Source organism: Halobacillus ihumii (assembly GCF_902726645.1).
Lineage (GTDB): Bacteria > Bacillota > Bacilli > Bacillales > Halobacillaceae > Halobacillus_A > Halobacillus_A ihumii.
The window spans coordinates 3,207,211-3,232,923 of sequence record NZ_CACVAO010000001.1; the positions used below are offsets into that span (position 1 = coordinate 3,207,211).

Below are 25,713 nucleotides of genomic sequence, written 5' to 3' on the forward strand. Positions count from 1 at the left end.
AAATTAGGTGACCCTCCACAAAACCCCACTTGAAAATCAGGTAACCCTCTAACTGTATTTACCATAGTATTTGCTTAAGGTATTTAGCGATTTCGTAAGGGGAATAGATAGAAGAATATTAGATAAAAGAATTATAGTAGATAGAAATGAAGGGGCAGTCGGCAAAGCCTCCTCCCCTTTCATATAAATTTTCGTGAGTTTAAAGAGAAGGAGAAAATAAATTAGTGAGCAATGAAAATATATTATCAGTAAAAGAGGAAAATAGTGAATCCTTTATTAAAGTGTCAAAATCACTAATACAAACAAAAAAATTAGGTAAAAATGGTGAATTAGATGTTTATCATTTAATAATCATCAAATCACTGGCTAACAACTTTAAAGGTGTTGCTTATACTGGAGTTAGTTCTTTATTGAAATTTATTGGCATGAGTACCGAACAAAGTTCAACAAAGGAAAGAACAAAGCAGTCGCTACTCAAATTACAGGAGATGGGTTATATTGAAATTTGCGAAAAAGGGGATGAAGAAAGTGTTATTACTGACTTAAAGCCTGCTAGTAACTATTTTATCAAACCGACTGGAAAAGAAGAAGAATTTGGTTTTGCTAAGGTTTTTTATAGAGATATCAAAAAAATAGTTTCTGTGAAGAGCGATTATAAGCCTAAGATATTTGCAACTTATCTGAATATGGTTGGTAATTTATTCTATGGTGTTAGTAACGTCCCAATGTCATACACCAAAATCGATACAATTGTAAAGAATACAGGAATTAACAGAAAGTCGGTGGTAACATATCTGGAAGCTTTGCATAAAGAAGAAATTCTGTACTTTGTACATTTTCATATCAATAATTCTGTAACAAAGAACTATTGTACAAGGTGGGTTCACAAAGAACATACTGCTGCATGGGGATTACAAGAAGCGGAATTTACCTACAAAACCGATAAAAGTAATTTTAAGGGTGGCAATGTTGGAGTATCAGAAGAGTGATAAGACGGATACCTTTATATGGGGCATCTTTTATGTTCCGTTAAGGTCGCTGCTCCGTTACTATAACATGGTATTGTTTTAATTTATAAATAAAAGGAGTACTTGGCTATGAAGTTAGCATTAGTAAGTTGCACTAAGCTAAAGGCTATATATCCATGCAGTGCTAGAGAGATGTACCATCCGTCAGCTCTGTTCAGGAAAGCTGTTAAGTTTATTGAGCAGAAGGATTATGATGAGTGTCTTGTATTATCAGCAAAATACGGATTATTAAGGCAAAAAGATGTAATTGAGCCATATGACATTACATTAAATAATATGAACGCATCAGAACGGAAAAGCTGGTCAAATTCAGTTATTAAACAGGTAGAAAGTTTACAATTTGATATAACTCAAATTGATTTTTATGCAGGAGGTAAGTATAGAGAGTATCTAATTCCCGCTCTAGAACAAAAAGGTATAAATTGTAATATACCGCTTCGAGGAAAAGGGATAGGTGAACAATTACAGTTTTATACAATAAATATAAAGCATTAGTAGTAAGTTTTCTAAACATAGAGGTGCTAATTTATGACAATACCGAAAAATATTAATAAGGAACATATCGTAAAAGCTATTCAAAAGATTGATAGAGATGGTGTTCCAGAAAGAAGAGAATCGACTAGGTTTACTCTTTATTATGGTAAAAGTTACCCACCTAAATATGTAATATCTATATCAAACATTTTTGCTAATGGTGAAGAATATTCCCCTTCAATGTTTAGTGGTGGAGAAGAAACTAATCAATTTCTAAGTAGACTTGGTTTTACAATTATTGAAAGTATTAAAAATGAAGATGGGATTCAAAAACAAAATGAGAGAATTAATGTACCAGATTTAGAATCTTCAAAGAGGGCAAGGGAGTATAACATTTACAGCGATAAGGAAAAGGATTTAATAGTTTATGAGTACCTTTTTAAAGCCAGGTCTCACCGTTGGTTAGACGAACATATACTAGAAATCGCTTTCGATAGAAGAACAGGGCATGAATCAATGAATATTCTCCATTTTATTGGTCTTAAGGACAGGCATAAAGGATTGTTTAGGGGTTATAGTATATGGGAAGCCATAAATGAATTGGAGCGGCAAGATTCTAATTTTAGTTCAGTTATTGAATCTCTACATCGGTACTCTAATCAAATTTATAGTGTTGGAGATTATGAAGAAAGCTATTCTGCAGACGAATATATTGAAGTAGATTCAATTGCTAAAACTGAACCAGAACAAGTTGAACTAACAGAGACTGAGAAGGCACAAGTTATAAAGTCTAGAATAGGTCAATCAAAGTTTAAAAAAGCTCTCATGAATATGAAAAAGAAATGTCAGTTGTGTGGTGTTTCAGATGAACGCTTCCTTATAGCTAGCCATATAAAGCCATGGAGACTATCCAATAATAATGAACGTTTAGATGTTAATAACGGACTTTTGTTATGTCCTAACCACGACTCATTATTTGATAAGGGCTATATTAGCTTTGATGAGAGTGGAGAAGTCATAATATTAGAAAGTTTGGATATAGCAACGAAGGTTTTTCTCAATATCAATGAAAGCATGAAAATTACAATGAGCGAGAGTCAACAAGAGTATATGAAATGGCATAGAGAAAACGCTCTTAAATACAACGATGCATAGCTAAGTCAGTGGTAAAAAACTTCTCTTTTATACTTAGTTGTTGATTCTATTACCCTTATGAAGGAGAAATAAATAGTGTTACCAAAAGAGTGCAAATACTTAAAAGTTATTGCACCCTTTTTATGTCCTTGCTATACTTAGCTTCAACTGGTGCAATAACTTAGTGCAATAAAAAACTGGTGAAGAGTGAGGACTAATAATGAGATATGGATATGCAAGGGTTTCAACAACAGCTCAAGATTTAAAGCTTCAAATTCAAGCGCTACAAGCGGAAGGATGCGAGATAATATATAAGGAGAAATTCACAGGTACTAAAACAGATAGAACTGAGTTTAATAAGGTACTGGAAGAATTACAAGAAGGAGACACATTAGTCGTTACAAAATTAGATAGATTTGCAAGGTCTGCAATCGAGGGTATTCAAACAGTTAGAGCTTTATTTGCAAGAGGAGTCAAAGTTCACATTCTTAATATGGGGCTAGTAGAAAACAGCCCAACAGGCAGACTGATTTTTAATATTCTCAGTTCATTCGCAGAGTTTGAACGTGATATGATAGTAGAACGTACTCAAGAAGGTAAGGCACTGGCTAAGCAACGTGATGATTTTAGAGAAGGTAGACCTAGAAAACATTCAAACAAACAAGTACTTCATGCATTAGAATTGCTTAAAACTCATACATACAAAGAAGTTGAAGCAATGACAGGAATTAAGAAGCGAACCTTAATTAACAGAAAGAATGAACTGAAATCTAAACAATTATAAGGTACTCCTCAAGGGTGCTCTTTATTTATCCTGATACTAATGGGGGTGTAATTCCACTTTTTCAAGGGGGAGTTTAGCAGAAATAGCCCCCATGTACCCTCATCCACACGCCACAATGTTTTAAGTTTTTAAGACTAGTGTTTGAAGGGATGCTGCTTCCTTTATATAGATATATATGATTTTCCTTGGTTAAGAGGGAAATTACTTATATAAATGCTTTAAGCTTTTCAAGGGGAATGAGATTTTTTTAATAAACGCTTATATTCCTAATAAAATACAGATATTTTAATGTTGAACAATTAAGCTATTCAAGAAAGGAGTTATCTATGGATTTCTTTGTAACTTCATATTTTTATAATTTGGTGAAAATCCCTAATACCTTTCCAAGTGTTGTACTCTCGAATGACAATTGGAATGATAATAATTATTATACGTTATTTAAATTATTTTATTTTGATGAAAATAAAAATGAGTTCAATATAGGTGAAGTTAAAATTTTACATGAGGAGAGTAAATCCACTAGGTTAGAGAAACACTTTAAAACCCTCACCTCTGCATATTGTTCATTAGGTCAGGATATAAGTTATTACGAGAAACTTAGGGCACTTGGGAAAGAAGTAGCATTGGATATATTAAAAAACTTAAATGATGCGGCAATTAATCCATCTATTTACGATGAATTTAAAGATAACGAAGGTTTTACTGACTCTTTAATTAGATTTAGTCAAGCCGAAAAAGCATTAAGAGAAGCTAATAACCTCTACTTTGATGTCAAAATAGAAAAAATACTGAATTTTGATTTTACATATAAATTACCCTCTGCTATTAAACCACATGAATTTAGGTTTGATTTTGAAGCGGATAAACACTTACCGTACAGAATAAATGCAATAATCGGGAAAAACGGAACGGGGAAGACCCAGATATTGTCTAAAATTGCAGCCTTAATAAGTGGTTATGAAAAAAACAAAGAACAAAATTTCCACCCTAAAAGACCATCCTTTAGTAAAGTAATTGCTATTTCATATAGTGCGTTTGATGAATTTGACCGCCCATCTAGTAACGATAGAACGTTTAGTTATGAGTATTGTGGAATTAGAGATGATACTAACACTTTAATGACCTCAGACGAGATTAAAAATAAAATAAAGAATACTATTAACGTGGTTCTTGATAAAGCCAGAGAAGATGTTTGGTACAAAGTACTTGAAGAGATAATTGAGCAGGAGCATCGCCATGTTCTGTATGAATTAATTGACGGTAAAGATGTGTCGTTAAGTTCTGGACAAAGTCTAATAATAATGACTATGACAGAAGTAATAGCGAATATTGAAGAAGAATCATTACTGTTGTTTGACGAACCTGAAACTCATTTACATCCAAATGCTTTAGCTAATCTAATTAGAATGTTTAATAGGTTATTACTTGAGTTTAATTCATTTGCTATCTTATCAACTCATTCACCTATAATTACTCAAGAGATACCTGCAAACTATATAAACGTAGTAGAACGAATTGAAAATACCCCTATTGTTAGAAAATTACCTATCGAAAGTTTTGGAGAAAATATTTCTACTATTACTAATGATATATTTGATGTTCGTTCCACTGAGAGTAACTACAAAAGCTGGTTTAAAAAAATGGCTGAAGTTATGAGTTATGAAGAGATACTTAATGTGTTTAATAACTCTCTTAGTTACAATGCTATGACATATTTGAATACTTTGTATAAAGAAGAGGATAAGTCATGAAGAACTTATCACCTATTGAAGAAGGGTTAATAGAAGTGTACCAAGCTATTTCAGAGAAATGCCAAGGTCTAAAGAAAGATAATTTACTAAGCGAAATAAGTACTATAAATGAAAGGTATCAAACCTATTTAGATAATAGAAATAGCTTATCGAGTATTGACCAAATAGATTATACTGGTCGAGTAATCCTAAAGAATCAACTAATCTCATGCTACAGTAATAATGTAACTCTAAATAATTTAAAAGCAGATATTTTGACAAAACAAGACCTTTATTATCAATCAAAATGTCCTTTCTGTGAGATAAATTCTCCTGGTACATTTGACCATTACCTGCCCAAGGAGGATTATCCTGATTATTCAGTTCTTGCCTTAAACTTAATCCCGTGCTGTGAAAAGTGTAATAGTAAGAAAGGAAAAAGATGGAAAAATTACGATGGTAAACGTTTTTTCTTAAATCATTACTATGATTTTATAACGCAGGAAAAGTATTTGTACGCTAATATAGTTTTTAATAATGGTATTCCTACAGTTAGTTATGAAGTAAAACCAAATAATAGAATAAATGATGATTTATTTGAGATAATACAATCTCATTATTCAAAATTAGATTTATGCAACAGGTTCGAAGCACAGGCAAATGACGAAATCTCAACATGGTTTCAAGAAACAGCTCTTGCTCTTCAAGAGGGAGTAAGCATAGAGGAACAAAAAAAGACTTTAAAAAGGAAAATAACATCAAATATTGAAAAATCGGGTAAAAACAACTGGATAGTTGCTTTATATGAGGCTATCTATCAATCTACAGAGTTTTTTAGTCATGTTGAACAAATTAGTCAATAAAATATCGATTTTATTACTTCTAACATCTATTCTTATGATTCCCAAAAGACCCACAGGGTCTTTTTTTGTTACAAGAAAAGATATGCTCAGGATGTAACAGACATATTGAGCCCAGAAATCCAAACATTTAAGGCTTCAATTTTGGCTTTTAAAAGAAAAAACGAGTAAATAAAAGCTTTGGAGCGCACTTCTGGGGTACACTTCAGGGGGTTTTTGCGGTGGAACAAAGGAAACGTAATAGGGTGAAATTAAGCTATTTCGAGGAATTGGTTGGTACTATTTGACAATAGGTATGATACAATTAAACTTCAAAAAGGTAATAAGCGAGGGTTTAATATGTCTAATAGAGTAATTTTAACTTGCTCGCATTGTGGTAATAAAACACCTATGAATTTACTGAACAGGTATGTAAAATCAACCTATGCTGAATTTGCTCCAGACTATGTAGCATATTTTTGAAGTGTTTGAGTGTCCTGTTTGTGCAGGTATCCAAGCATATTACACACACTGGAATACGGAAGAAGCCTACCATGATGGATTTGATATTTATGAAGAGGGAGAGGTCTTATTTCCACAAACTGAGAGGGTGAATTTGTTTGCATTACCTAAAAGCGTGAAAAGTGCTTATGAGTCAGCATTGAAGGTTAATAAAATTGATGAAGCTAGCTGTCTCTTTTCTCTGAGAAGGACACTTGAAATGGTGTGCAAAGATAAAGGAGCTACGAAGGGTATGTTACATCACAAATTAAATCATTTACAACAAGAAGGAATTTTACCTCCTTTAATGGGTGACATATCAACAGTGATTAAAGACCTCGGAAACATGGCTGCTCATGAAGAAGAATTAATTTTAGGGGGGTTCATGGTAGAAAAAGTGTTTAACTTCACCAATAAAGTTCTTGAATATGTTTATATACTTCCAAACGAAATGAAAAGAGTACAACAGGAGCTAGAAGCAGTTTCGCCTAAGGAGAAAGCGGAGAGTAAATAAAATCGCCAACTCAGGGGGCATTAATACACTTTTTAACTTCTGATTTCCTCTCCAGCGTTACGGACAATAATTAATTTGGACAAGTTTCCACCTCCTTTGGTGAAGCTAATATTTTGTATTATTCAAATAGTGAGTCTATCTCATCATGTGCTGAAGGAGCTTGTTTATCTATTTTGGTGAGTAAATCATTAAGTTTTTCTCTGAGCTTTTGCACCTTGTAAGGTAAAGAGCCATCCATTCGTGCTCCTGTTTTTTCGTAAATCCTTCCGTTTTCCATCTCAGTAAGAATGCTCTTAATTTCTAAGATTTCATAACTGTAATCGTCAAATATTCCAAGCCTTTTTTCTCCCATGTAACCACCTCCTTTTACTTGATTTTATGACAGGAAATTTATTCCTACAAGAAAAACTTTAAAAGAAATTAACGAAAGGAGTGAAAATGAGTGAAAAGCTCTATTAAAGCTAAGTCGAGTAAATTTAAATTCACCTTAATAATATTAAGTGGTGTCAGTGTAATCATGCTATTCCCCATACTAACTAATTTTATTATGACTCTAAGTTGGTTTGAGATTGCAGGTGATAAGAATACTTGGATTAGTTTTTATGGTAGTTATCTCGGAGGGATAACTGGAGGGTTATTAACACTTGGAGGAGTATTGCTAACCCTTAATCACCAAAAGGAATCTAAGGAACAAGATTCTAAAGTAGAGGAACATAAAACACTGCTTTTAATGTACCCTAAATTTCTCTTGATTTTATCTAATTTAAAAAATATTAAGTTTTCATTAGTACATAATGACCTATATGAAATGGAGGATATTGAACATGAAATGTTAAAGTGGAGAATAAAAAGCTTATCTGAGAAGGTTAATCTCTTAGAAGGCATAGACCTCAAGTAAATTATTTCCTGAAACAATAGTGAAAATCATGGAAATAAATGAAAAGTTTGAAATAACTTACGGAATTCTCTCGAATTTAGACAATGAGCTTCCAGAAGACCGAATACTTTTTTACAATTGGGATGACTACCTTTCAAGGGTTAAAAGTTCTATTGAAGCTGTGAATAAAGCAATCATAGAGTTAAAAATAAATAGAAAATAGAAAAGTTAAAAAATGAACTAGAGTGAGTGTTACTTTAATTGCGAGGCGTAACTCGATAAATAACCACCTCACCAGCAGGAAGGGTTTTATTTAGGTAGGTCTCCTCATAGAAAAGGTTATTTGTATTCATGCTTTTAGACTTCCATGTGCTTCCATCTAAGTTTGTTCTTTTGAAAATATACATAAAATATCTCCTCCTTTAACCATATAATCGTGTCGAGGAGGAGAAATGGTGTCATATGAAATTAAAGAGGGTGAGTTTTTGTTTAACTTTAAAGACAAAAGTTTTTGGGTTGTACTTGGTAGCATACTTGTTTTCCCCATTGTTTTTAATTACACATTCCTCCAGTTTTCAGCTTGGAGAGTAGCTGGTAATGAAAATAGTTGGATTAGCTTTTGGGGAAATTATTCAGGTGGGCTTATTAGTGCGTTTGTTGCTTACATTGTGGCAAACTCGCAAGTAGATAAACAAGTGTAACCGTCAAGTAGTTTTGAACACTTTTTGCTCATTAATTTTGAACACTTTTCGATTGGAATACAGACTTTCTGTACTTGATTCGATGACTAGACCCATTTAAATGAATGACTTCAGCCCGGTGAAGGAGCCTATCTAGGATCGCTGTGGTAATTCCCTGATCGCCCATTAATTCTCCCCACTCCTCTGGGCCTTTGTTGGACGTCAGTATTATAGAACTTCGTTCATACAAATGATTCACTAACTGGAAAAACAGGTTGGCCTCTTGTTGGTCCATTGCCATATACATGAGGTCATCGATGATGACCAGATCGGCGTCCCTAATACGTTTAAGGCGCAACTGTGCTTTTCGGATGTACTCCTCAGTCTTTAAAAGAGGCACCAGCTCTCCCATGGAGATGAAGACCACACGTTGGCCTTGTTGGATGGCCTCCAATCCAAGGCCTATCGCCAGATGCGTTTTCCCTACCCCTGGCGGACCAAGGAATATTAAATTAAATGCGTGATCTAGCCAAGAGAGTTCCCGCAGCTGTTTGAGCTGCCGTGTACTTAGAGATGGTTGCTCTCCCAAATCAAACTCATCAAGGTGCTTCTCATATGGGAACTTGGCCCATTTCAGGTGCTTTTCTATCATCTTCTCCTCGCGGCGCTTCTCTTCGTACGTGAGGAGTTCATGCAGAAATTCCTGGTATGTCCAAGAGCTAACCTCTGCCTTCCTTAAAAAAGAGGGCAGCTCCTTAGACGTCTCTGACATTCTAAACTGATGGAATTGAGCCTGTAAATTTTCTACTGTTCCAACCAACTTACACACCTCCCAAGATTTTGATATAGCCATCTATATCGCGTAATGCGGCCTTTTGTTTCAATAGTTCCGTAGGAACATCGACTCCTGAAAGTTCATCTTCAGGAACTTGCTCCTGAAGCCCCTGAATCTTGGAGAAGTGCTTTACCACATCGTAAAAGTCATTCGCACTCCACAATCCCTTCTGAAGACAAGTATCTAGGGCCTCCTGAATGAATGGCTTATAATGTTTAACGGCTTTCTGAAGAATCTGCAGCTGATCCCGTATGTACCGGGGATAACGCTGATGCAGCTCGTCGAGGAAGACCTGAATCTTTTCTTCTTCATGGAATGATGTTCTGATGGTATCCATGTAAGCAGCTATTCCTTTTGACCTGTCTCTGGAATGGTGGGTATTTTTAATAAGTTTCCCTTTGTTAGTAGAGAGTCTATGGGTAGCTAGAAGGATGCCGTCGGGCGAAGCCTTAATGAAAAGCTTTTCTCCCTCCACCTGTATGTAGACCGTGTTCTCGCCGTTTGGCTGATATGTACCCAACGGGACGGAATAACGATTCGATTTGTATTTGATGACATTGTCCTTATGAACCATCCTTGTTATACTGTAACTAAGATTGCTCTCGAAAGAGAGTGGTAAGGAGACTTTTCGTAAGTGTGGCTTTTCCAGGGCGAACACTTCGACAGGTCTCTTTTTTATGGTGTTGTGGACTTGATAATTTCCCTTCCTTTCCAGCCAGGCCAGACATTGTTCATTCCATGTTTCAATTTGATGGAACACACGATTCTTTCCAAAGTTGTATTTTACAAACTTTACAACGTTCTCTATCTTTCCTTTAGATTCAGGGTCTGCTTTCCTGCATAGGAATACACGAAAATTCCTATTTTGTTTATAGGCCTGAAATTCCTCTGTAAATATGAGATCCCCTCCATTCTCACTGACCGTCATCAATTTATCCTGGTCATAGACAATTTCTTCTGTGATCCCTCCGTAAAATTCAAAGGCATTTTCATGACACCGTAACACGTCCCTTGTCGTGAAAGGCTTCTCCTGCCACTCCACATACTTATATCGGGAGTGTGAAAGGACAAAGGCTATCACATAAATTTTAATGGTTTTCCCATCAGTGGTCTTTACTTTTAACTCTCCAAAATCCACCTGCATCTGTTTACCTCTCGGTAACTCCTGTAATGCCTCAAAGTGACGTTTATTCAAGACTTTGGGGATATGATATTTCTCCCGAAGTTCCTTTACGTAAGTTCTCACGGTACTCTCCCCAATCTCTCGGAAATTACATCGTTCTTCCAGCCAGTCTGATATCTGGGAGGCCGAAAGGTCTGGGTGTTCCCGAAGCCAATCTAATATGACCTCCTGATAAATATCCAGCTTTCTTTTTCTGGCTCTTAGCGTTTCCACCCATTCCACTGCAGCTTCGAAGTCTCTTCCCAGATAAGTATATACAGTGTTTCGGGACACCCCGCATTTTCGTGCTATTGCTGATACATTAAAACCATCCCTCTTCAATTGATGTGCTAAAACGATTTTCTCCAACTTCTTCATCTACTCCTTACTCCCTCCAAACCAGGTCGTTAACATACTTGTTAAGTTTACATGGTTGGAGGGGATTAGTGGTGAAAAAGTGTTCAATTCTATCAAGCAAAAACTGTTAAGTCTAATCTAGCAGTTACAACAAGCTAAAAAAGAATTAGAAAAGACTCAATATGAAAGAGAAATAAACCAGTTGCCTTCGATAGTAAAATTAGAACTTGAGATAGAAAAGTATTGTGAAGAAGTGGAAACAGTGAAACAACAGCGTGAAAAGTTCATTGAAGAAAAAGGGGGGATAAGGAATACCTCAGAGGATTTTGAAGACCCTGAGGAGTTTTTTGAAGCTAAACTTGAAGGAGTTCCCTTCTATGAAGTCAATGAAAAACACTACTACATGGAATCTCCAAAAGAAAATATTGAAAAGTACATAGATAACATTGAAGATATTGAATTGCATATTGATGTTACTGACTGTTTTAATTTTTATCAATACTTTTATGATGCAGTAACTTATGATATGAAATTTGCTGATGCTGTAAGGGAAGTTAAAAATAATGACATAACAAGAAGCCTTGAACAAGGGGATATGGAGGGGTTAAGCTTAATGTCCCATGAAATTGGAAAAATGTATCAAGAAACTGAAAGTTATTACGGGAAAAAGAAAAAAGCTTGGGAATCTCTGTATGAGAATAGTATGTTATTTAAACTAGAAGAAACATTAGAAAAGGTTCGAAAAGAAAAAGAAAAAACACGTGAGAGAAAAGAGAAAGTGAAGGTTTGAGCTGGTTATATCTAGTTTTTGCAGTAAAAAAATGAGACCCTCCTCAAGGGGTCTCTAATTAAAAATACTTTCTATCCAGTTAATGACTTTGTCCTAATCAGTATGAGGACGATTCTGATAAAGTAGAAAATGTTATTAGTTTGATTATTTAACCTGTTTAATGTCTTGACATTCTATAATGACCTCTTTACAATAAATTTTGTGACAACTTCCTGTAAGGTGGTCAAAATCACTTTTTGGTCTTGCAATTAACATTGCAAATGCTTATAATACTGATTGTCGAGTTAATAATTGAATTACGGGGCATTAGCTCAGCTGGGAGAGCGCTACACTGGCAGTGTAGAGGTCAGCGGTTCGAGCCCGCTATGCTCCATTACTTAAACCCTTGCTATAGCAAGGTTTTTTTGTGTCCACATATTTTATACTCAGTGTTTTCCTTGTTTTGATTTTGGGGCGAATAGCATTCTGTTTTCAGTCACAAGAACATATTATAGGATAAAAGGCAATCGGCGCACGATTGTTGAACAAAGTGTCTTTTTAAATCGGGTAACGAAAATTTAAGAAGAACAGAGAATCATTTACTTTGACGTAGCAGTAACCTTCCAAGTTTATTTGAACCTCATAAGACATGTCGGTGATGACTCTGCTATTATGGTGCCTGCTGGTACATGGCATAAGTACATGTCATAATCTAACCAATACAGGCAATACGCCGTTAAAGCTTTACACAATCTATGCATCGCCTGAACATCCATTCAAACAAAAGCAGATGCAATCGTTGCTGAAGATAGCTACGGTTAATCATCAAAAAAAAGATTTATACTAGTAAAGAGCACAATTCTTAAGTGAAATTTTGCTCTTTAGTATTCGCATCATCTGCATACTTCCTTCTGTAAATCAAGATCCAATAAGGCATTTAAGAGTTACATGGTATATATGTTTTGTAATAATGTCCTAATGGAAGCTAAAGAAACACGTGTTTGCGTTTTATCCTTTTCTTTGATAGCGGCAGCAAGTTGATTTATACTCTCGTGCAATCCTTCATACTCTTCCTCATCCCCCAGTAATTGTAGGATCCATAGTCTGTGACACCAAACACTTTAGGTATGAAAGTGGAGGAGGAACATAGTCCGACTGTTGTCATTATGGATGGGAAACTGTTGGAGAAGGGACTGCTGGCATTTGGCTATTCAAAAGAATGGCTTCTAGAAGAGATAAAGAAGCAAGGGGTTCAGGACATTGAAGACGTTTTCCTGGCACAGCTGGACTTAAAAGGAAATGTTTATGTAGACGTTTATGATGGGAAAGCGAAGTCGGCAGTGTTTCCAAAAAATTCGGCATTGGTCGATACGCTTGAAAAGGTACAGGCAGACCTTGAAAGTTATTCAAAACAGACAGACTCTGAAGCAAGGGTACAAGTTATAAATCTCCAGAATACAATTCGGAACGTGATACCTTATATAAAATGATAGCGTGATCTGCAGCAAATGTTAGAAGAAGGAGAGTTATTGACTGGATAATTAAAAAATAGTATCTACTCAAAGGAAAACGGGTAAAGCGAACAGGTTACTCGTTTCTCACTTGAATATTTAAGGGGATTCATCACAACCTCCAATCCAAGCCCGTAATATATATAATTAGGCTTAAAAACAGAAAAAGACAAGAGCCTCATTTCACTCAACTCGAAATGGGGCATTTTTGTATTAGGCATGAGGGATGGAATCTTGAAATATATATAGTAGAAAGGGGGCGGATCTTATTACGAAAAAAATCCTTTTATTTTGTGATCCTGGAATTGATGATTCCTTGGCAATTATGTACACCATGTTAGACCCTGAACTTGAACTGGTCGGAATCGTCACCAGTTATGGGAATGTGACACAAGACCAGGCAACTGCCAATGCTGCTTATTTGGTGCAATTAGCGGGTAAAAACAACATTCCTATCATTCCTGGTGCTTCCACTCCAGTACAAGAGGATGAAGTGACGTTTTACCCGGAAATTCACGGTGAGGAAGGAATTGGTCCGATACAGCCTCCTAGAAATATGCAATATCAGATTTATCCTTTTGACACCATTCGTCTGATAATAGAAAGATATAAAAATGAGCTTATCATTGTAGATACAGGACGTTCGACTACTCTGGCAACTGCATTTATTCTATTTCCGGACCAATTAAAAATGGTGCATTCCTTCTATGTAATGGGCGGGGCATTCTTTGTCCCAGGGAACGTAACGCCATTGGCGGAAGCTAACTTCTTTGGAGATCCTACATCATCTAACTATGTTGTTAAGAATGCCCATAACCTAACGATAACTCCATTAAATGTAACTCAATTTGCCATTATCACTCCAGATATCGTTGAAGATATTTCTAAAAACAAGAATAACGTCTATGCTTCTATCATGGCGCCTGTCTTTGAGTTTTACTACGATTTTTATAAAGAAACCGTACCAGGTATTTTAGGTGCGCCTATTCACGATCTTCTTACTATTATTATTATTAAAAATCCTGCTATTGTTGATTACATATACTATAATGCAAATGTGGTTGAAGGTATAGAAGCAAGAGGGATGTCCTATATTGACCTTCGTCCGACTAGTAAGACTGGGGAAACGAGTATTGCTATCCAGCTTCATTATGAAGCTTTTATAGGAGAATTCAGTAAGGTGATGCTGCCAGAATAACTAGGAATTTTACTCATTTCACGTAACAAACCCTTCCGCCATCGAGATAAATTCCCGGACACTGTACGGCAAATACTTGTTTCTTTTCCACACCATTCCTAACTCAAGGTTGATATTAGAATTTGTTAAGGTGATTGCCTTAATTTCGGGATTATTAATTTTCTCGCAAATTTTACTGGGCAATAAGGCAATCCCGAGCTTAGCTTCAACCATTTCGATCATAAAATCTTTTTGCGAACTATGGCAGACGACTTTCGGTTCAAATCCCTTCAGAGCACATTCCTCCATAATTCGGTCATGAAGGGTAAAGTCTTCACGGTACAAAATAAAGGGTTCTTTTTGCAATGCTGACAAATCGATGGATTGGTGCTCGGCTAATGGGTGAGCGCTATGTACGATCAGCATTAGCGGGTCCCTGATCACTCTGACGATTTCAAAGTTTTCCTTTTTAATAGGAGTGTTGCAAATCAAGCCAATATCGAGTGAGCCCTCATCAACCCCGCGCTTAATTTCCTTCGATCCTACTTCTGTTAAACTAATTTCGATTAAAGGATAGATTTCTTTATAATGAGTGATTAGTTTTGAGAAAAAAGCTGCTCCAATAATGGGAGGAATGCCGATTCGGATTTCTCCTTTTTTTAATTCCATGATATCTGTCAGTTCTGATGTTAAGTTGGAGAAGGCCTCCAGAACATCCTTAGCATTCGATAATACGGCTTTGCCGGCATCCGTTAATTCGAGGTTCTTGGATCGATAGAATAAGGGAACCTCTAATTCATCTTCTAAGTTTTTAACGACTTTACTGATGGAAGGTTGAGAGACATGCAAGGAAGCGGCGGCTTTTGTAAAACTTAAATGCTTGGCAACTTCTGAGAAATATTCCAAGTGTCGAATATCCATAGAATTCCTCCATTTTTCGCAAAAAATCTATTATAACTAAAGTGAATACTTGGCATTCTAAATATGTATTTTTGATGTCTGAATATTTATTATATTATAAAAGATGAGGCACGGGAAGGTGTAGATGAATGGAAAGCCGAATATAGTGGAAAGGCTTTCCGAGAAACATTTGTGTAAAACCCATCGAGAATGCATTCCGCCAGTCAATCTATTCATTTTAAGGAGGAAATGATTTATGAAAGAATACGTGCAGATCGATACTCTTCAAGTATCTCCTGTTTTATATGAATTTATTAATTCAGAGGCCATCCCTGGAAGCGGACTGACAGGGGAGGAGTTTTGGCATGGCCTAGCTTCTATCATCCATGACCTATCTCCCAAGAATAAGCGCTTATTAGCTAAAAGGGATGATATGCAACAACAAATAAATGAGTGGCATAAACAACATAAGCACAATTTTGATAAAGAGAGTTACAAATCTTTTTTGAAAGAGATTCAATATCTGGAACCTTCAGTGGAAGATGTACAGATCACTACCGAAAATGTTGACGATGAAATTGCTCATCAGGCAGGCCCTCAGCTTGTTGTACCCGTGAATAATGCTCGTTATGCGATCAATGCAGTAAATGCACGATGGGGAAGCTTGTATGATGCTCTTTATGGAACTGATGTGATCAGTGAAGAGGATGGGGCGGAAATCGGTAGATCATACAACCCGCTCCGCGGTGAGAAGGTCATTGCCTATGCTAAAGAGTTTTTGGATCGGGTTGTACCTTTAGAACAAGGGTCCCATAAAGAAGTAGAGGTTTACTTTGTCAATAACGGCGAATTGGCTGCTACATTAAGCAGTGGCAAAACAGTCGCTCTAAAAGAGCACGATCAGTTGACAGGGTATACGGGGCAGCCGCAGGAGCCTGATGTGCTCTTAATTAAAAACAATGGCATTCATTTTGAAATCCAAATTGACCGAGACGATTCAATTGGAAAAACGGATCAAGCTGGTGTAAAGGATGTGCTTGTAGAATCTGCTTTAACAAGCATTATCGACTGTGAAGATTCGGTAGCTGCGGTAGACGCTGAGGATAAGGTGCTCGTGTATAGTAATTTACTAGGTTTATACAAAGGGGACTTATCGGCAACGTTTACGAAAGGAGATCGAACGATTACGAGAACCTTGAACCCTGACCGTACGTATTCTTCACCAGTAGGGAAGGAATTCTCGTTACCGGGACGGTCGCTCATGTTTGTGCGTAACGTTGGTCACTTAATGACAAGTGATGCTGTACTTGATCAGGAGGGTAACGAAGTGCCTGAGGGGATATTGGACACTGTGATTACGGGTCTGTTAGGTAAACATGATGTGTTGAGAAATGGAAGGTATCAAAACTCTACTCAAGGTTCCATTTATATTGTGAAGCCAAAAATGCATGGTTCTGAAGAAGTCGCATTTTCGAATGAACTGTTTGATCGTACGGAAGACTTGGTTGGATTAGACCGTAATACGTTAAAAATCGGCGTAATGGATGAAGAGCGTCGTACTACGCTAAACTTAAAAGCCGCTATCCGTGAAGTGAAAGAGCGAATCGTCTTCATTAATACAGGATTCCTCGATCGAACAGGTGATGAGATTCATACTTCCATGGAGGCGCGTGGCCCGATGATCCGTAAAAATGACATGAAATCTTCGAAGTGGCTTCAAGGCTATGAGAAATCGAATGTTAAAGCAGGACTGGAAACTGGATTACAGGGCAGGGCGCAAATCGGTAAAGGGATGTGGGCCATGCCAAATATGATGAAGGCGATGATGGAACAAAAAGGCGGGCATCTTGAGGCTGGTGCTAATACGGCGTGGGTGCCATCGCCGACCGCGGCTACTTTGCACGCCTTGCATTATCATCAGGTAGATGTACGCGACGTACAAAATAATTTATCACAATCGCTTACGGACCAACAGGATGATATTTTAGAAATTCCACTAACGGCAGATCAGCAGTGGACACAAGAGGAAGTGCAAGAGGAACTGGATAATAATGCTCAAGGGATATTGGGCTACGTTGTGCGCTGGGTGGAACAGGGAGTCGGCTGTTCAACGGTACCTGATATTAATAATGTCGGGTTGATGGAAGACCGGGCGACATTAAGGATTTCCAGTCAGCATATTGCAAATTGGCTTCATCATGGAGTGTGTTCAGAAGAACAGGTGATGGAAACATTAAAACGCATGGCCAAAGTTGTGGATCAACAAAATGCTTCTGATCCAGAGTATCGAAATATGGCTCCTGACTACGACGATTCTGTAGCTTTTCAAGCTGCTTGTGACTTGGTATTTAAAGGTTTGGAGCAGCCAAGCGGGTACACCGAGCCAATTCTTCACCGTCGTCGGATTGAAGCGAAAAGTCGGGTTCACGCTAAATAATGTGAGGAAGGACCATTGAACTCAGGAAATGGGTTTATGGTCCTCCTACCTCCATCGAAAAAAGCCTTACATATTTTTTTTACTATATTTTTCTGAATATTTAAATAAATTGTCGAAATATGTAGGGGATATCACCACTCATCAAGCTTTCATAGGAGGCGGATGGTAATGGAACTAAAAGAGTCAATAAATGAAATGAGGGTTCCGAATAAAGCGTTTGGTCACAACGGATTGTCTGTCCTCACCCCAACATCTGAAAGTGAATTATCAACGGTACTTAGGTCTGCTCAGGAAGAAGGGAAGAAGATATCTGTTATGGGCAGGGGAACGAAACAAGGTTATGGAGGAGGAATGGTGGAGTACGATTATTTGCTATCTTTAGCTAAGAATAAAGGGATTGTTGAACATACGGTCGGAGATATGACGGTGACTGTAAAATCCGGCACGACGATAGCTGAATTGCAGAATTATTTAAAAGAGCACAAGCAGATGGCAGCCATAGATCCAGCTTGGCCAGATGATTCAACAATTGGTGGTGTTATTGCAGCAAACGAAAGCGGTCCTAAACGTTTAATGTACGGCTCGGCACGGGATCTTGTGATCGGATTACGGATTGTGTATCCAGACGGAAGTGTGATTCGTACAGGAGGTAAAGTTGTAAAAAATGTAGCCGGTTATGATATGAACAAGTTGTTTATCGGTTCGATGGGCACGCTGGGAGTGATTTCTGAAATCACATTAAAATTGCGTCCTCTCCCTAAATACGAGAGCTTAGTAATCCTCTCTGCGACTGAGAACCAGCTTGAGAATTTGCGGGCATTTGCGGTTCAGCTTCAGGATTCGATGTTAGAACCGGCTTCATTGGAATTACTGAATCCAACTCTATCCTATAAATTCCTTAATAAATACACGTATAGCTTATTGATCTCGTTTGAAGATGTCGAGAATTCGGTTAAATACCAGGAAAATTGGGTGGAGGAACACAAACCTGCCGGGGCTGAAACGACTCTATTATCCTTAGAAGAAGCAAAGGATTTTTGGGCTCAATTTGCTTCTAACGCTCCGAACAGCTTACAGGAAATGCGTGACGACGCTGAGGTAGAAGGTGTTTTGAAACTAGGAAGTAAGAACTTAGATGTGTTTGGGATCATTGAAGAGAGTCAGCGTATCCAAGCGAAATATGATATGAAGGTGGAAGCTCACGGAGGAGCAGGTCATGGGGTGAGTCATATCATTTTGAAGGGATCAGAAACTAGTATGAAGCAGGCGATTGCTCACATCAGAAATTTTGCGGAACAGAAAAATGGTCATGCTGTTATCAAACATTTGCCGTTTAACCTCCGATCAGAATTAAATGTCTGGGGGGATCCTCCTTCCTACTTTTTCTTATTCAAAGGCATTAAGGCAAAAGTAGACCCCCATAACACGTTAAATTATAAGCGGTTCGTAGGAGGGATATAGGATGCTTGTTGAGAAGATGAAAAATAATGAACCAGTATGTTCGACTGCTAGCTTAAGCAATTATTTCCCAGAGGATCATCCTGATGAGAACAAATGGGCTGACTGTGTTCATTGCGGCATGTGTTTGGAGTCGTGTCCAACTTATTTAGAAACCGGACAGGAACAGCATTCGCCAAGAGGCCGGGTCCACTTAATAAAATCGGTGGCAGAAGGCAAGATCGAACTAAACGAAGAGTTTATGGACCCGGTATTTCAATGCCTTGATTGCCGTGCATGTACGACGGCTTGCCCGGCAGATGTCGATGTTGGCGGACTTATTGAAGAAGCAAGAGGTCAAGTTCGCCAGGCGATGCCGTTAACAGGGATAAAGGGTGCAGTGAGCAAGTTTTTTCTACAAGGATTATTTCCTCATAAGAACCGCTTAAATACGGTAAGTGGTCTCCTAAGGTTTTATCAAAAGAGCGGGCTTCAAAACGCTGTCCGTAAAACTGGAGCCACTCGTGTCATGCCTAATCACCTTGCTGAGATGGAATCGATCATGCCAAAGGTTAATTCCTCCGTCCAAAGTAAATATAAGGATGTAGATGTGATTACAGCAAAAGGGGAAGTAAAAGCACGAGTAGCGATCTTAACGGGATGCATTATGGATGTCATGTTCAGTGATATTAACCAATCAACGATCAATGTGTTGACTCACAATGGAAATGAAGTGACGCTTCCTAAAAATCAGACTTGTTGTGGAGCTCTTCATGTTCATGCAGGGGATCGAGACACAGGAAAGAAACTGGCTAAACAAAATATCAAGGCCTTTGAAGATTCAAACAAAGTCGTCGTCAATGCAGCGGGATGCGGCTGTGCACTAAAGGAGTACCCTGAATTATTTAAAGATGATCCAGAGTGGAGGGAAAGAGCAGAGTCATTTTCAGCAAAAGTAGAGGATATTTCTAAATACCTATATGACAGCGGTTACGACAAGCCGAAAAGTGAGCTGAATAAAAAAATCACGTATCATGATGCGTGCCATTTAGCTCATGGGCAAGGGGTTCGTCACGAGCCACGACAGCTAATCAATGACATACCTGGAGTGGAGTATTTTGAACAATCAAATGCTGATACGTGCTGTGGAAGTGCAGGCATTTATAATATTACCAATCCGAAAATGGCCGGCTCTGTGCTGGAAAGAAAGATGGATAATGTTCCACAGGATGTAGAGATGATTTCGATGGGGAATCCAGGGTGTATGCTTCAGATGGCTTTAGGTGTTCAAAAGTATGGAAGAAAGGCAGAGATTGTTCATACAGTGCAGCTGCTAGATTGGGCTTATCAAAAAGATCAGGACGAAGGGAATCTAGGAAAAGAAAAAATTGTATCCGCCGGAGAGAGGTGAACCTGTTGTTCTCATTAAATAAAAGGAAAAAGTCAAGCGGTGATAGGCACATTGATCAATTGGCGAACATCGTTGGAACAGACGAAATTCTTTATAAGAAGGCAGACCTTCTATCCTATGATTGTGATGGATTCGCTATTGAAAAAGCTCTTCCAAAGGCAGTCGTTTTTCCGAAAAATACCGAAGAGGTTGCTGCTTTGGTGAAATACTGTTCTGATCATCAGATTCCTTTTCTGGCTAGGGGGGCCGGAACGGGACTGAGCGGAGGAGCCATCCCCCTGAATGAAGAGGTGATCATCAGCTTGGTGAAGATGAAGAAGCTGCTCAGCGTTGATTATGAAAATCGGCAGGCTGTAGTACAGCCAGGATTTGTTAATTTAAAATTAACGAACTCTATTTCTGACAAAGGATATTACTATGCACCAGATCCCTCAAGTCAATATGTATGTACGATTGGAGGGAATGTCGCGGAAAATGCCGGGGGAGCACATTGCTTAAAGTATGGAGTCACAACGAATCATATATTGGGTCTTGAAGTCGTGCTTCCTAATGGGGAAGTCATAGAGATCAGCGAAAATGGAATACCTGATACACCGGGTTATGACTTATTAGGCTTATTGACAGGTTCTGAGGGAACACTTGGGATTGTTACGAAGATCATCGTTCGCATTTTGAAAAATCCACAGGGGAAACAAACGGTACTTGCCTACTTTGATGATGTGGAAGATGGAAGCCATGCTGTATCTGATATTGTCTCAGCAGGTATTGTTCCTGCTGCACTAGAAATGATGGATAAAATTGCAATTGAAGGTGTAGAAGCGGGAGCTTTTCCAGTAGGTCATCCTAAAGATATCGAAGCATTATTGCTGATAGAAGTGGATGGCATTACGACGGGTATTGAGGAGCAGATTGAAGAGATTTTACAAGTTTGTCATGTAAGAAATGTAAGAGAAGTAAAAGTGGCCAAAAGTGAGGAGGAGAGAGGAGCCTGGTGGGCCAACCGAAAAACGGGCTTTGGAGCGATGGGGGCGATATCACCAGACTATCTTGTGCAAGATGGAGTCATCCCGAGAAGTACGCTGCCTGAGGTATTAAGCAATATAGCAAAGATTAGCCAAGAATACGGTTTAAGAATTGCGAACATTTTTCATGCGGGTGATGGGAACCTCCATCCATTAATTTTATTTGATGCCAGGGTCCCCGGTGAAACTGAGAAGGCTTTGAAAGCAGGCTCAGCTTGTTTGAAAGCTTGCGCGGATGTTGGCGGTTCGATCACAGGGGAACATGGTGTAGGGATTGAGAAAAAAGAAGAGATGCGATTTATTTTTTCAGATGAGGAGCTTGGGGCCCAAACGAGAATTCGTGAAGTGTTCAACCCGGAGAATTTACTAAATCAAGGGAAATTGTTTCCGACGCCAAGTCGCTGTATGGATGTGAAAAAGATCGTACAAGACACAGTAGCTCATTAACCGGTTGAGAGGAGTGGAAAGATGAAGTTTGCTAGATTTCGTTACAATCATTCAGAACATTATGGGGTGGTGACTGAGAAAGGAATTAAGGCCGTTAAAGGTGAAATTTTTAATGAGTGGGAATTCACTGAAGAAATCTATTCGGCTGAAGAGGTGGAATGGTTAGCGCCTGTGTCCCCAAGCAAAGTGATTGGGATAGGCGCGAATTATGTAGCCAGTAAGGAAGAGCTGCCTGATACAATTCCTGATCTTCCCGTATTCTTTTTTAAACCCGCTTCCTCCATCGCAGGACCAGAGCAGGATGTTGTGATTCCAAACGCTATCGAGGAAATAAAGTTTGAATCAGAACTAGCAGTTGTGATTGGCAAGGAGGCAAAGAATCTCTCAAAAGATCAAGTGCTTGAACATGTTTTTGGCTATACGATTGGTAATGATGTGACCGCACCGCAATTTTTCCATGAAGATGGTCATTGGACATTAGGAAAATCTTTTGACACCTTTACACCGCTTGGTCCGGTAGTTGAGACAGAACTGGATCCGTTAAAAGTAAGGGTGAAGGCTGAAGTTAATGGGGAGGAAAAGCAAAACAGCCTAACGGAACAGATGATTGTACCTTTGAAAGAGATGATTGTCTACTTATCCACTGTGATGACCTTACATCCCGGAGATGTGATTCTTACAGGAAGTCCACTTGGTGCACATTTTGTTAAGGAAGGAGATGTGATCGAATGTAAGGTAGATGAAATCGGCACGTTACGAAACAAGACGGTTAATTCACAAACATTAGTAAGTTCCTAATCTCTGAAAGGCACGAGTGAATTCTTAACTATCAGGAACCCGCCATAAATAAATACTGTTCATTTTAAAAATTATTGCATTATGCTGCTACCCATAGCCCACATCGCCCATCATACATGCTGGTTTAAAAGAGTCAGGCTAGTGTAATGCCAAAAAATAATGATGGAGGGAAAATAATGAACACAGGTGTCTTAGCATTATTATCGATCTTGCCGATAGTAGCTGTAGCGGTCTTTCTCGTGGGTCTTAAGTGGCCAGCCAGTAAGGCCATGCCGATTTCTTATCTTGTGGCTGTGGTTTTAGCACTGTTTGTGTGGCAGGTTCCTGGTGCTGTCGTAGCGGCAGCTTCCATTAATGGTTTAGTCGTGGCAGCAACGCTCCTTTATATTATCTTTGGTGCTATTTTATTATTAAATACTTTACAAGAGAGCGGCGGGATTAAAACCATTCGTCAAGGGTTTATCGGTATATCTCCTGACCGGCGAATTCAGGTGATCATCATAGCTTGGTTATTCGGATCGTTCATCGAAGGATCAGCGGGTTTTGGTACACCGGCAGCAGTGGCAGTTCCTTTGCTCGTCGGCCTCGGTTTTCCGGCAATGGCAGCTGTTGTGGCAGGAATGGTGATCCAAAGCACACCTGTCTCCTTTGGTGCCGTGGGAACGCCGATTCTAGTTGGAGTACAGTCCGGCCTGGCAGCAGACCCTGGAATTACGAGTAACTTTTTAGCGCTTGTTACGATGATTGGCGGCAGAGTAGCTATCGTTCATGCAATCGTCGGAACATTAATCCCGTTATTTGTAGTTGCACTCATGACAAGGTTCTTTGGGAAAAATAAATCGTTTAGTGAGGGTCTGAGAGTATGGAAATTTGCTTTATTTGCAGCTTTTTCTATGACGATTCCATACGTTATCGTGGCCAACCTTCTAGGACCTGAATTCCCATCCATGATTGGCGGGTTAGTTGGATTAGTTATCGTTGTTTCAGCTGCTAAAAAGGGATTCTTGATGCCTTCTAAAGAGGAGCAATGGGATTTTGAAGATAAATCTCAGTGGGATCCTGAATGGACGGGAAGTATTGAAATCAAGGATATCTCTCATAAAAGTGGGAGAATGTCGATGGCTCGAGCCTGGACTCCTTATGTTTTAATTGGATTGTTTTTAGTCATCACCAGATTGGAAGCGCTGCCATTTCTTGAATTAGTCAAAGCCTGGACCATTTCAGTGCCTAATATTTTTGGCACGGACATCACAGCAAGCTTCCAGCCTCTTTACTCACCAGGATCGGTATTTGTGCTCGTTTCACTGATTACATTTTTCATCCATCAAATGAATAAATCCAGTTATAAACGTGCATGGTCGCATTCCGCTAAAACCATGATTGCCGCTTCTACAGCGCTGGTTTTTACTGTTCCCATGGTGCAGGTTTTCCTAAATTCGGATGGAGGTGCTGCCGGGTATGAAGGCATGCCGATTGAGCTCGCTAATGGAGTCGCAGCTTTAGCGGGTGACTTCTGGCCATTGTTCGCTCCGCTTATCGGAGGAGTTGGAGCATTTATAGCGGGAAGTAATACCGTGAGTAACATGATGTTCTCACTTTTTCAATTTGATGTAGGAGCACAAATTGGTGTAGATGCTTCCTGGATTGTCGCTCTCCAGGCGGTAGGTGGTGCAGCGGGAAACATGATTTGTGTGCATAATGTTGTGGCAGCCTCTGCTGTTGTTGGTTTAGTAGGGAAAGAAGGAGAGATAATCAGGAAAACCATTATCCCATTTATCTACTATGTGACGATGACGGGAGCGCTCGGGTATACGATTGTATGGACAGCAGAAAAAGGCTGGTTTAATTTAGGAACTGTGATTGTTTCGATTATCGGCATTTTAGCTATCTATATTATCGCCACTAATCGAAAGCGAAGCGATCTGCTTCTTATGGAAAAACCATTTAAGTCAGTGAAGTAAAAGTAAAATCCGATTCAACATGAGCGTTCATGTTGAATCGGATTTTGTGCTGTTTAATAATAAGGGGAAATCATTAAATAGACAATAACACCGGTTAAGCTTACATATAACCACAGCGGCATCGTCCAGCGTGCAATTTTTCTATGGCGTTCATCCTGACGGTTGAGACCGCGGAATAATGTAATCAGAGCCATAGGAACAATCACGATAGACAGTAAAATGTGTGAAATTAAAATAAAGTAGTACACGTACATAATGAAACCGTCTGCTCCAAAATGTGTGGAGTCAGCGAGTGCATGGTAGGTGACGTACGATAGCAAAAAGAAGAAAGTTGTCGTAAAGGCCGCCAGAATAAATCGTTTATGTGCTTTAATATTGCGCTGTTTAATCATAAAGAGCGCTGCAAGCAGAAAGATGAATGTAAAGCTATTTAACACGGCATTTAACAAGGGCAGAAACGTAACATCCAGGTGGCTGAATTGCTCAATCTTTGGCATAAAGAAAAGCAATGCGATTAAACCATTAATAGCCAGGGTAAGAGTGACGACAATTCCTGTATAATTTTTCTGATTAGTTGTGGTTTTCATTTGTATCTCCTTCGATTGTATTCGCTATAAAAAGTAACTACTCCAATTTTAACAGAAATTGCAGCTGAGCAAATTGAAATGCTGATTTAGTCAAAAAGATGTCGAAATCTATGTCGCATTTGAAAGGAAGTTCGGTTAAGAACGGCACGTCCTGTGCCAACACCGAACGCCCCCGCGTCTTGCGGGACCGGTGCTAATGTCGAACGAGGCTGAAACATAAGTAAAGTAATGATGTCAAAAAACAAACGATAAAAATGAATAGTATAAACGCAGATCATTAGCGTAGTCAAAATACGTAGACTCCTACGCCCGTGGAAAGCGAAGTATTTTGACGGAGCGAT

General features: G+C 38.6%; 23 protein-coding genes, 1 tRNA gene and 1 pseudogene. 20 read left to right on the top strand and 5 right to left on the bottom strand.

Annotated elements, in window-relative coordinates; translation table 11 throughout:
- Positions 1-224: 224 nt before the first annotated feature.
- The 7 genes from G6R08_RS15910 to G6R08_RS15940 all read left to right on the top strand — a co-directional run bounded on the left by G6R08_RS15910 (position 225) and on the right by G6R08_RS15940 (position 7,004).
- A complete protein-coding gene (locus G6R08_RS15910; RefSeq protein ID WP_163529265.1) occupies positions 225-989 on the top strand; it encodes a hypothetical protein in 765 nt (254 codons plus the stop codon).
- 108 nt (positions 990-1,097) lie between these two features.
- Positions 1,098-1,523 (top strand): DUF6884 domain-containing protein, encoded by a 426-nt coding sequence (locus G6R08_RS15915; protein WP_163529267.1) that lies wholly within the window; start codon positions 1,098-1,100, stop codon positions 1,521-1,523.
- A gap of 33 nt (positions 1,524-1,556) precedes the next feature.
- Positions 1,557-2,657, top strand: a complete 1,101-nt coding sequence (locus G6R08_RS15920; protein WP_240339749.1) for an HNH endonuclease — start codon at positions 1,557-1,559, stop codon at positions 2,655-2,657.
- A 199-nt stretch (positions 2,658-2,856) separates the two neighbouring features.
- On the top strand, positions 2,857-3,420 hold the full coding sequence (locus G6R08_RS15925) for a recombinase family protein (RefSeq protein ID WP_163529268.1): 564 nt from the start codon (positions 2,857-2,859) through the stop codon (positions 3,418-3,420).
- A gap of 326 nt (positions 3,421-3,746) precedes the next feature.
- Positions 3,747-5,171, top strand: coding sequence for an ATP-dependent nuclease (locus G6R08_RS15930; RefSeq protein WP_163529270.1), 1,425 nt, complete (start codon positions 3,747-3,749; stop codon positions 5,169-5,171).
- A complete protein-coding gene (locus G6R08_RS15935; RefSeq protein WP_163529272.1) occupies positions 5,168-6,013 on the top strand; it encodes an HNH endonuclease in 846 nt (281 codons plus the stop codon). The genes G6R08_RS15930 and G6R08_RS15935 overlap by 4 nt, the downstream gene beginning before the upstream one ends.
- A 586-nt stretch (positions 6,014-6,599) precedes the next feature.
- A complete protein-coding gene (locus G6R08_RS15940; protein WP_163529273.1) occupies positions 6,600-7,004 on the top strand; it encodes a DUF4145 domain-containing protein in 405 nt (134 codons plus the stop codon).
- Between the two features lie 118 nt (positions 7,005-7,122).
- On the opposite strand, the gene G6R08_RS15945 is transcribed toward G6R08_RS15940, so the two are convergent.
- Positions 7,123-7,356 (bottom strand): hypothetical protein, encoded by a 234-nt coding sequence (locus G6R08_RS15945; protein WP_163529275.1) that lies wholly within the window; start codon positions 7,354-7,356, stop codon positions 7,123-7,125.
- A gap of 90 nt (positions 7,357-7,446) precedes the next feature.
- Here G6R08_RS15945 and G6R08_RS15950 point away from each other — a divergent pair, with 90 nt between their 5' ends.
- Complete coding sequence (locus G6R08_RS15950; protein ID WP_163529278.1) at positions 7,447-7,902, top strand: hypothetical protein; 456 nt, start codon at positions 7,447-7,449, stop codon at positions 7,900-7,902.
- A gap of 431 nt (positions 7,903-8,333) precedes the next feature.
- Positions 8,334-8,582 carry a hypothetical protein gene (locus G6R08_RS15955; RefSeq protein WP_163529280.1) on the top strand — a complete coding sequence of 83 codons (249 nt, stop codon included), beginning with the start codon at positions 8,334-8,336 and terminating at the stop codon, positions 8,580-8,582.
- A gap of 31 nt (positions 8,583-8,613) precedes the next feature.
- On the opposite strand, the gene istB is transcribed toward G6R08_RS15955, so the two are convergent.
- Both istB and istA read right to left on the bottom strand, forming a co-directional pair.
- Complete coding sequence (gene istB / locus G6R08_RS15960; protein ID WP_163527243.1) at positions 8,614-9,381, bottom strand: IS21-like element helper ATPase IstB; 768 nt, start codon at positions 9,379-9,381, stop codon at positions 8,614-8,616.
- A gap of 1 nt (position 9,382) precedes the next feature.
- Positions 9,383-10,936 carry an IS21 family transposase gene (gene istA / locus G6R08_RS15965; protein ID WP_163527242.1) on the bottom strand — a complete coding sequence of 518 codons (1,554 nt, stop codon included), beginning with the start codon at positions 10,934-10,936 and terminating at the stop codon, positions 9,383-9,385.
- A gap of 181 nt (positions 10,937-11,117) precedes the next feature.
- Between istA and G6R08_RS15970 the strand changes: the two genes are divergently transcribed.
- The 5 genes and pseudogenes from G6R08_RS15970 to G6R08_RS15990 all read left to right on the top strand — a co-directional run bounded on the left by G6R08_RS15970 (position 11,118) and on the right by G6R08_RS15990 (position 14,393).
- The gene (locus tag G6R08_RS15970) at positions 11,118-11,705 is read left to right on the top strand and encodes a hypothetical protein (RefSeq protein WP_163529281.1); all 588 of its coding nucleotides are present in this window, start codon (positions 11,118-11,120) and stop codon (positions 11,703-11,705) included.
- A gap of 300 nt (positions 11,706-12,005) precedes the next feature.
- Positions 12,006-12,078, top strand: a tRNA-Ala gene (locus G6R08_RS15975).
- Between the two features lie 236 nt (positions 12,079-12,314).
- Positions 12,315-12,506: pseudogene (locus G6R08_RS22150) on the top strand (cupin domain-containing protein); the annotation flags it as partial.
- Positions 12,507-12,790: 284 nt separating this feature from the next.
- Entirely contained in the window at positions 12,791-13,174 is a 384-nt protein-coding gene (locus tag G6R08_RS15985; protein ID WP_163529283.1) for a YetF domain-containing protein, read from the top strand.
- 289 nt (positions 13,175-13,463) lie between these two features.
- Positions 13,464-14,393, top strand: coding sequence for a nucleoside hydrolase (locus G6R08_RS15990; RefSeq protein WP_163531361.1), 930 nt, complete (start codon positions 13,464-13,466; stop codon positions 14,391-14,393).
- A gap of 18 nt (positions 14,394-14,411) precedes the next feature.
- On the opposite strand, the gene G6R08_RS15995 is transcribed toward G6R08_RS15990, so the two are convergent.
- Positions 14,412-15,293, bottom strand: coding sequence for a LysR family transcriptional regulator (locus G6R08_RS15995; protein ID WP_163529284.1), 882 nt, complete (start codon positions 15,291-15,293; stop codon positions 14,412-14,414).
- Between the two features lie 235 nt (positions 15,294-15,528).
- Between G6R08_RS15995 and G6R08_RS16000 the strand changes: the two genes are divergently transcribed.
- From G6R08_RS16000 to G6R08_RS16025, 6 genes are all read left to right on the top strand, one after another.
- Positions 15,529-17,709: a malate synthase G gene (locus G6R08_RS16000; protein WP_163529286.1), complete on the top strand. Its 2,181-nt coding sequence runs from the start codon at positions 15,529-15,531 to the stop codon at positions 17,707-17,709.
- A gap of 168 nt (positions 17,710-17,877) precedes the next feature.
- Entirely contained in the window at positions 17,878-19,170 is a 1,293-nt protein-coding gene (locus G6R08_RS16005) for an FAD-binding oxidoreductase (RefSeq protein ID WP_163529288.1), read from the top strand.
- Position 19,171: 1 nt separating this feature from the next.
- Positions 19,172-20,557, top strand: a complete 1,386-nt coding sequence (locus tag G6R08_RS16010; protein ID WP_163529289.1) for a (Fe-S)-binding protein — start codon at positions 19,172-19,174, stop codon at positions 20,555-20,557.
- A 50-nt stretch (positions 20,558-20,607) separates the two neighbouring features.
- Positions 20,608-22,026 carry an FAD-linked oxidase C-terminal domain-containing protein gene (locus G6R08_RS16015; RefSeq protein WP_240339829.1) on the top strand — a complete coding sequence of 473 codons (1,419 nt, stop codon included), beginning with the start codon at positions 20,608-20,610 and terminating at the stop codon, positions 22,024-22,026.
- A 21-nt stretch (positions 22,027-22,047) separates the two neighbouring features.
- Positions 22,048-22,824, top strand: a complete 777-nt coding sequence (locus G6R08_RS16020) for a fumarylacetoacetate hydrolase family protein (RefSeq protein ID WP_163529293.1) — start codon at positions 22,048-22,050, stop codon at positions 22,822-22,824.
- A gap of 176 nt (positions 22,825-23,000) precedes the next feature.
- On the top strand, positions 23,001-24,785 hold the full coding sequence (locus G6R08_RS16025; protein WP_163529295.1) for an L-lactate permease: 1,785 nt from the start codon (positions 23,001-23,003) through the stop codon (positions 24,783-24,785).
- 53 nt (positions 24,786-24,838) lie between these two features.
- Here the strand turns inward: G6R08_RS16025 and G6R08_RS16030 are convergent, their stop codons facing one another.
- Positions 24,839-25,372 (bottom strand): DUF420 domain-containing protein, encoded by a 534-nt coding sequence (locus G6R08_RS16030; RefSeq protein ID WP_163529297.1) that lies wholly within the window; start codon positions 25,370-25,372, stop codon positions 24,839-24,841.
- Positions 25,373-25,713 lie beyond the last annotated feature (341 nt).

Excerpts from the sequence above, each read along its gene's own strand:
- G6R08_RS16010 (WP_163529289.1), top strand. The coding sequence starts at position 19,172 with ATGCTTGTTGAGAAGATGAAAAATAATGAACCAGTATGTTCGACTGCT.
- G6R08_RS15995 (WP_163529284.1), bottom strand. The coding sequence starts at position 15,293 with ATGGATATTCGACACTTGGAATATTTCTCAGAAGTTGCCAAGCATTTA.
- G6R08_RS15930 (WP_163529270.1), top strand. The coding sequence starts at position 3,747 with ATGGATTTCTTTGTAACTTCATATTTTTATAATTTGGTGAAAATCCCT.
- G6R08_RS15945 (WP_163529275.1), bottom strand. The coding sequence starts at position 7,356 with ATGGGAGAAAAAAGGCTTGGAATATTTGACGATTACAGTTATGAAATC.
- G6R08_RS15920 (WP_240339749.1), top strand. The coding sequence starts at position 1,557 with ATGACAATACCGAAAAATATTAATAAGGAACATATCGTAAAAGCTATT.
- G6R08_RS16000 (WP_163529286.1), top strand. The coding sequence starts at position 15,529 with ATGAAAGAATACGTGCAGATCGATACTCTTCAAGTATCTCCTGTTTTA.
- G6R08_RS16030 (WP_163529297.1), bottom strand. The coding sequence starts at position 25,372 with ATGAAAACCACAACTAATCAGAAAAATTATACAGGAATTGTCGTCACT.
- istA (WP_163527242.1), bottom strand. The coding sequence starts at position 10,936 with ATGAAGAAGTTGGAGAAAATCGTTTTAGCACATCAATTGAAGAGGGAT.
- G6R08_RS15915 (WP_163529267.1), top strand. The coding sequence starts at position 1,098 with ATGAAGTTAGCATTAGTAAGTTGCACTAAGCTAAAGGCTATATATCCA.
- G6R08_RS15955 (WP_163529280.1), top strand. The coding sequence starts at position 8,334 with ATGGTGTCATATGAAATTAAAGAGGGTGAGTTTTTGTTTAACTTTAAA.
- G6R08_RS16025 (WP_163529295.1), top strand. The coding sequence starts at position 23,001 with ATGAACACAGGTGTCTTAGCATTATTATCGATCTTGCCGATAGTAGCT.
- G6R08_RS16020 (WP_163529293.1), top strand. The coding sequence starts at position 22,048 with ATGAAGTTTGCTAGATTTCGTTACAATCATTCAGAACATTATGGGGTG.
- G6R08_RS16005 (WP_163529288.1), top strand. The coding sequence starts at position 17,878 with ATGGAACTAAAAGAGTCAATAAATGAAATGAGGGTTCCGAATAAAGCG.
- G6R08_RS15935 (WP_163529272.1), top strand. The coding sequence starts at position 5,168 with ATGAAGAACTTATCACCTATTGAAGAAGGGTTAATAGAAGTGTACCAA.
- G6R08_RS15925 (WP_163529268.1), top strand. The coding sequence starts at position 2,857 with ATGAGATATGGATATGCAAGGGTTTCAACAACAGCTCAAGATTTAAAG.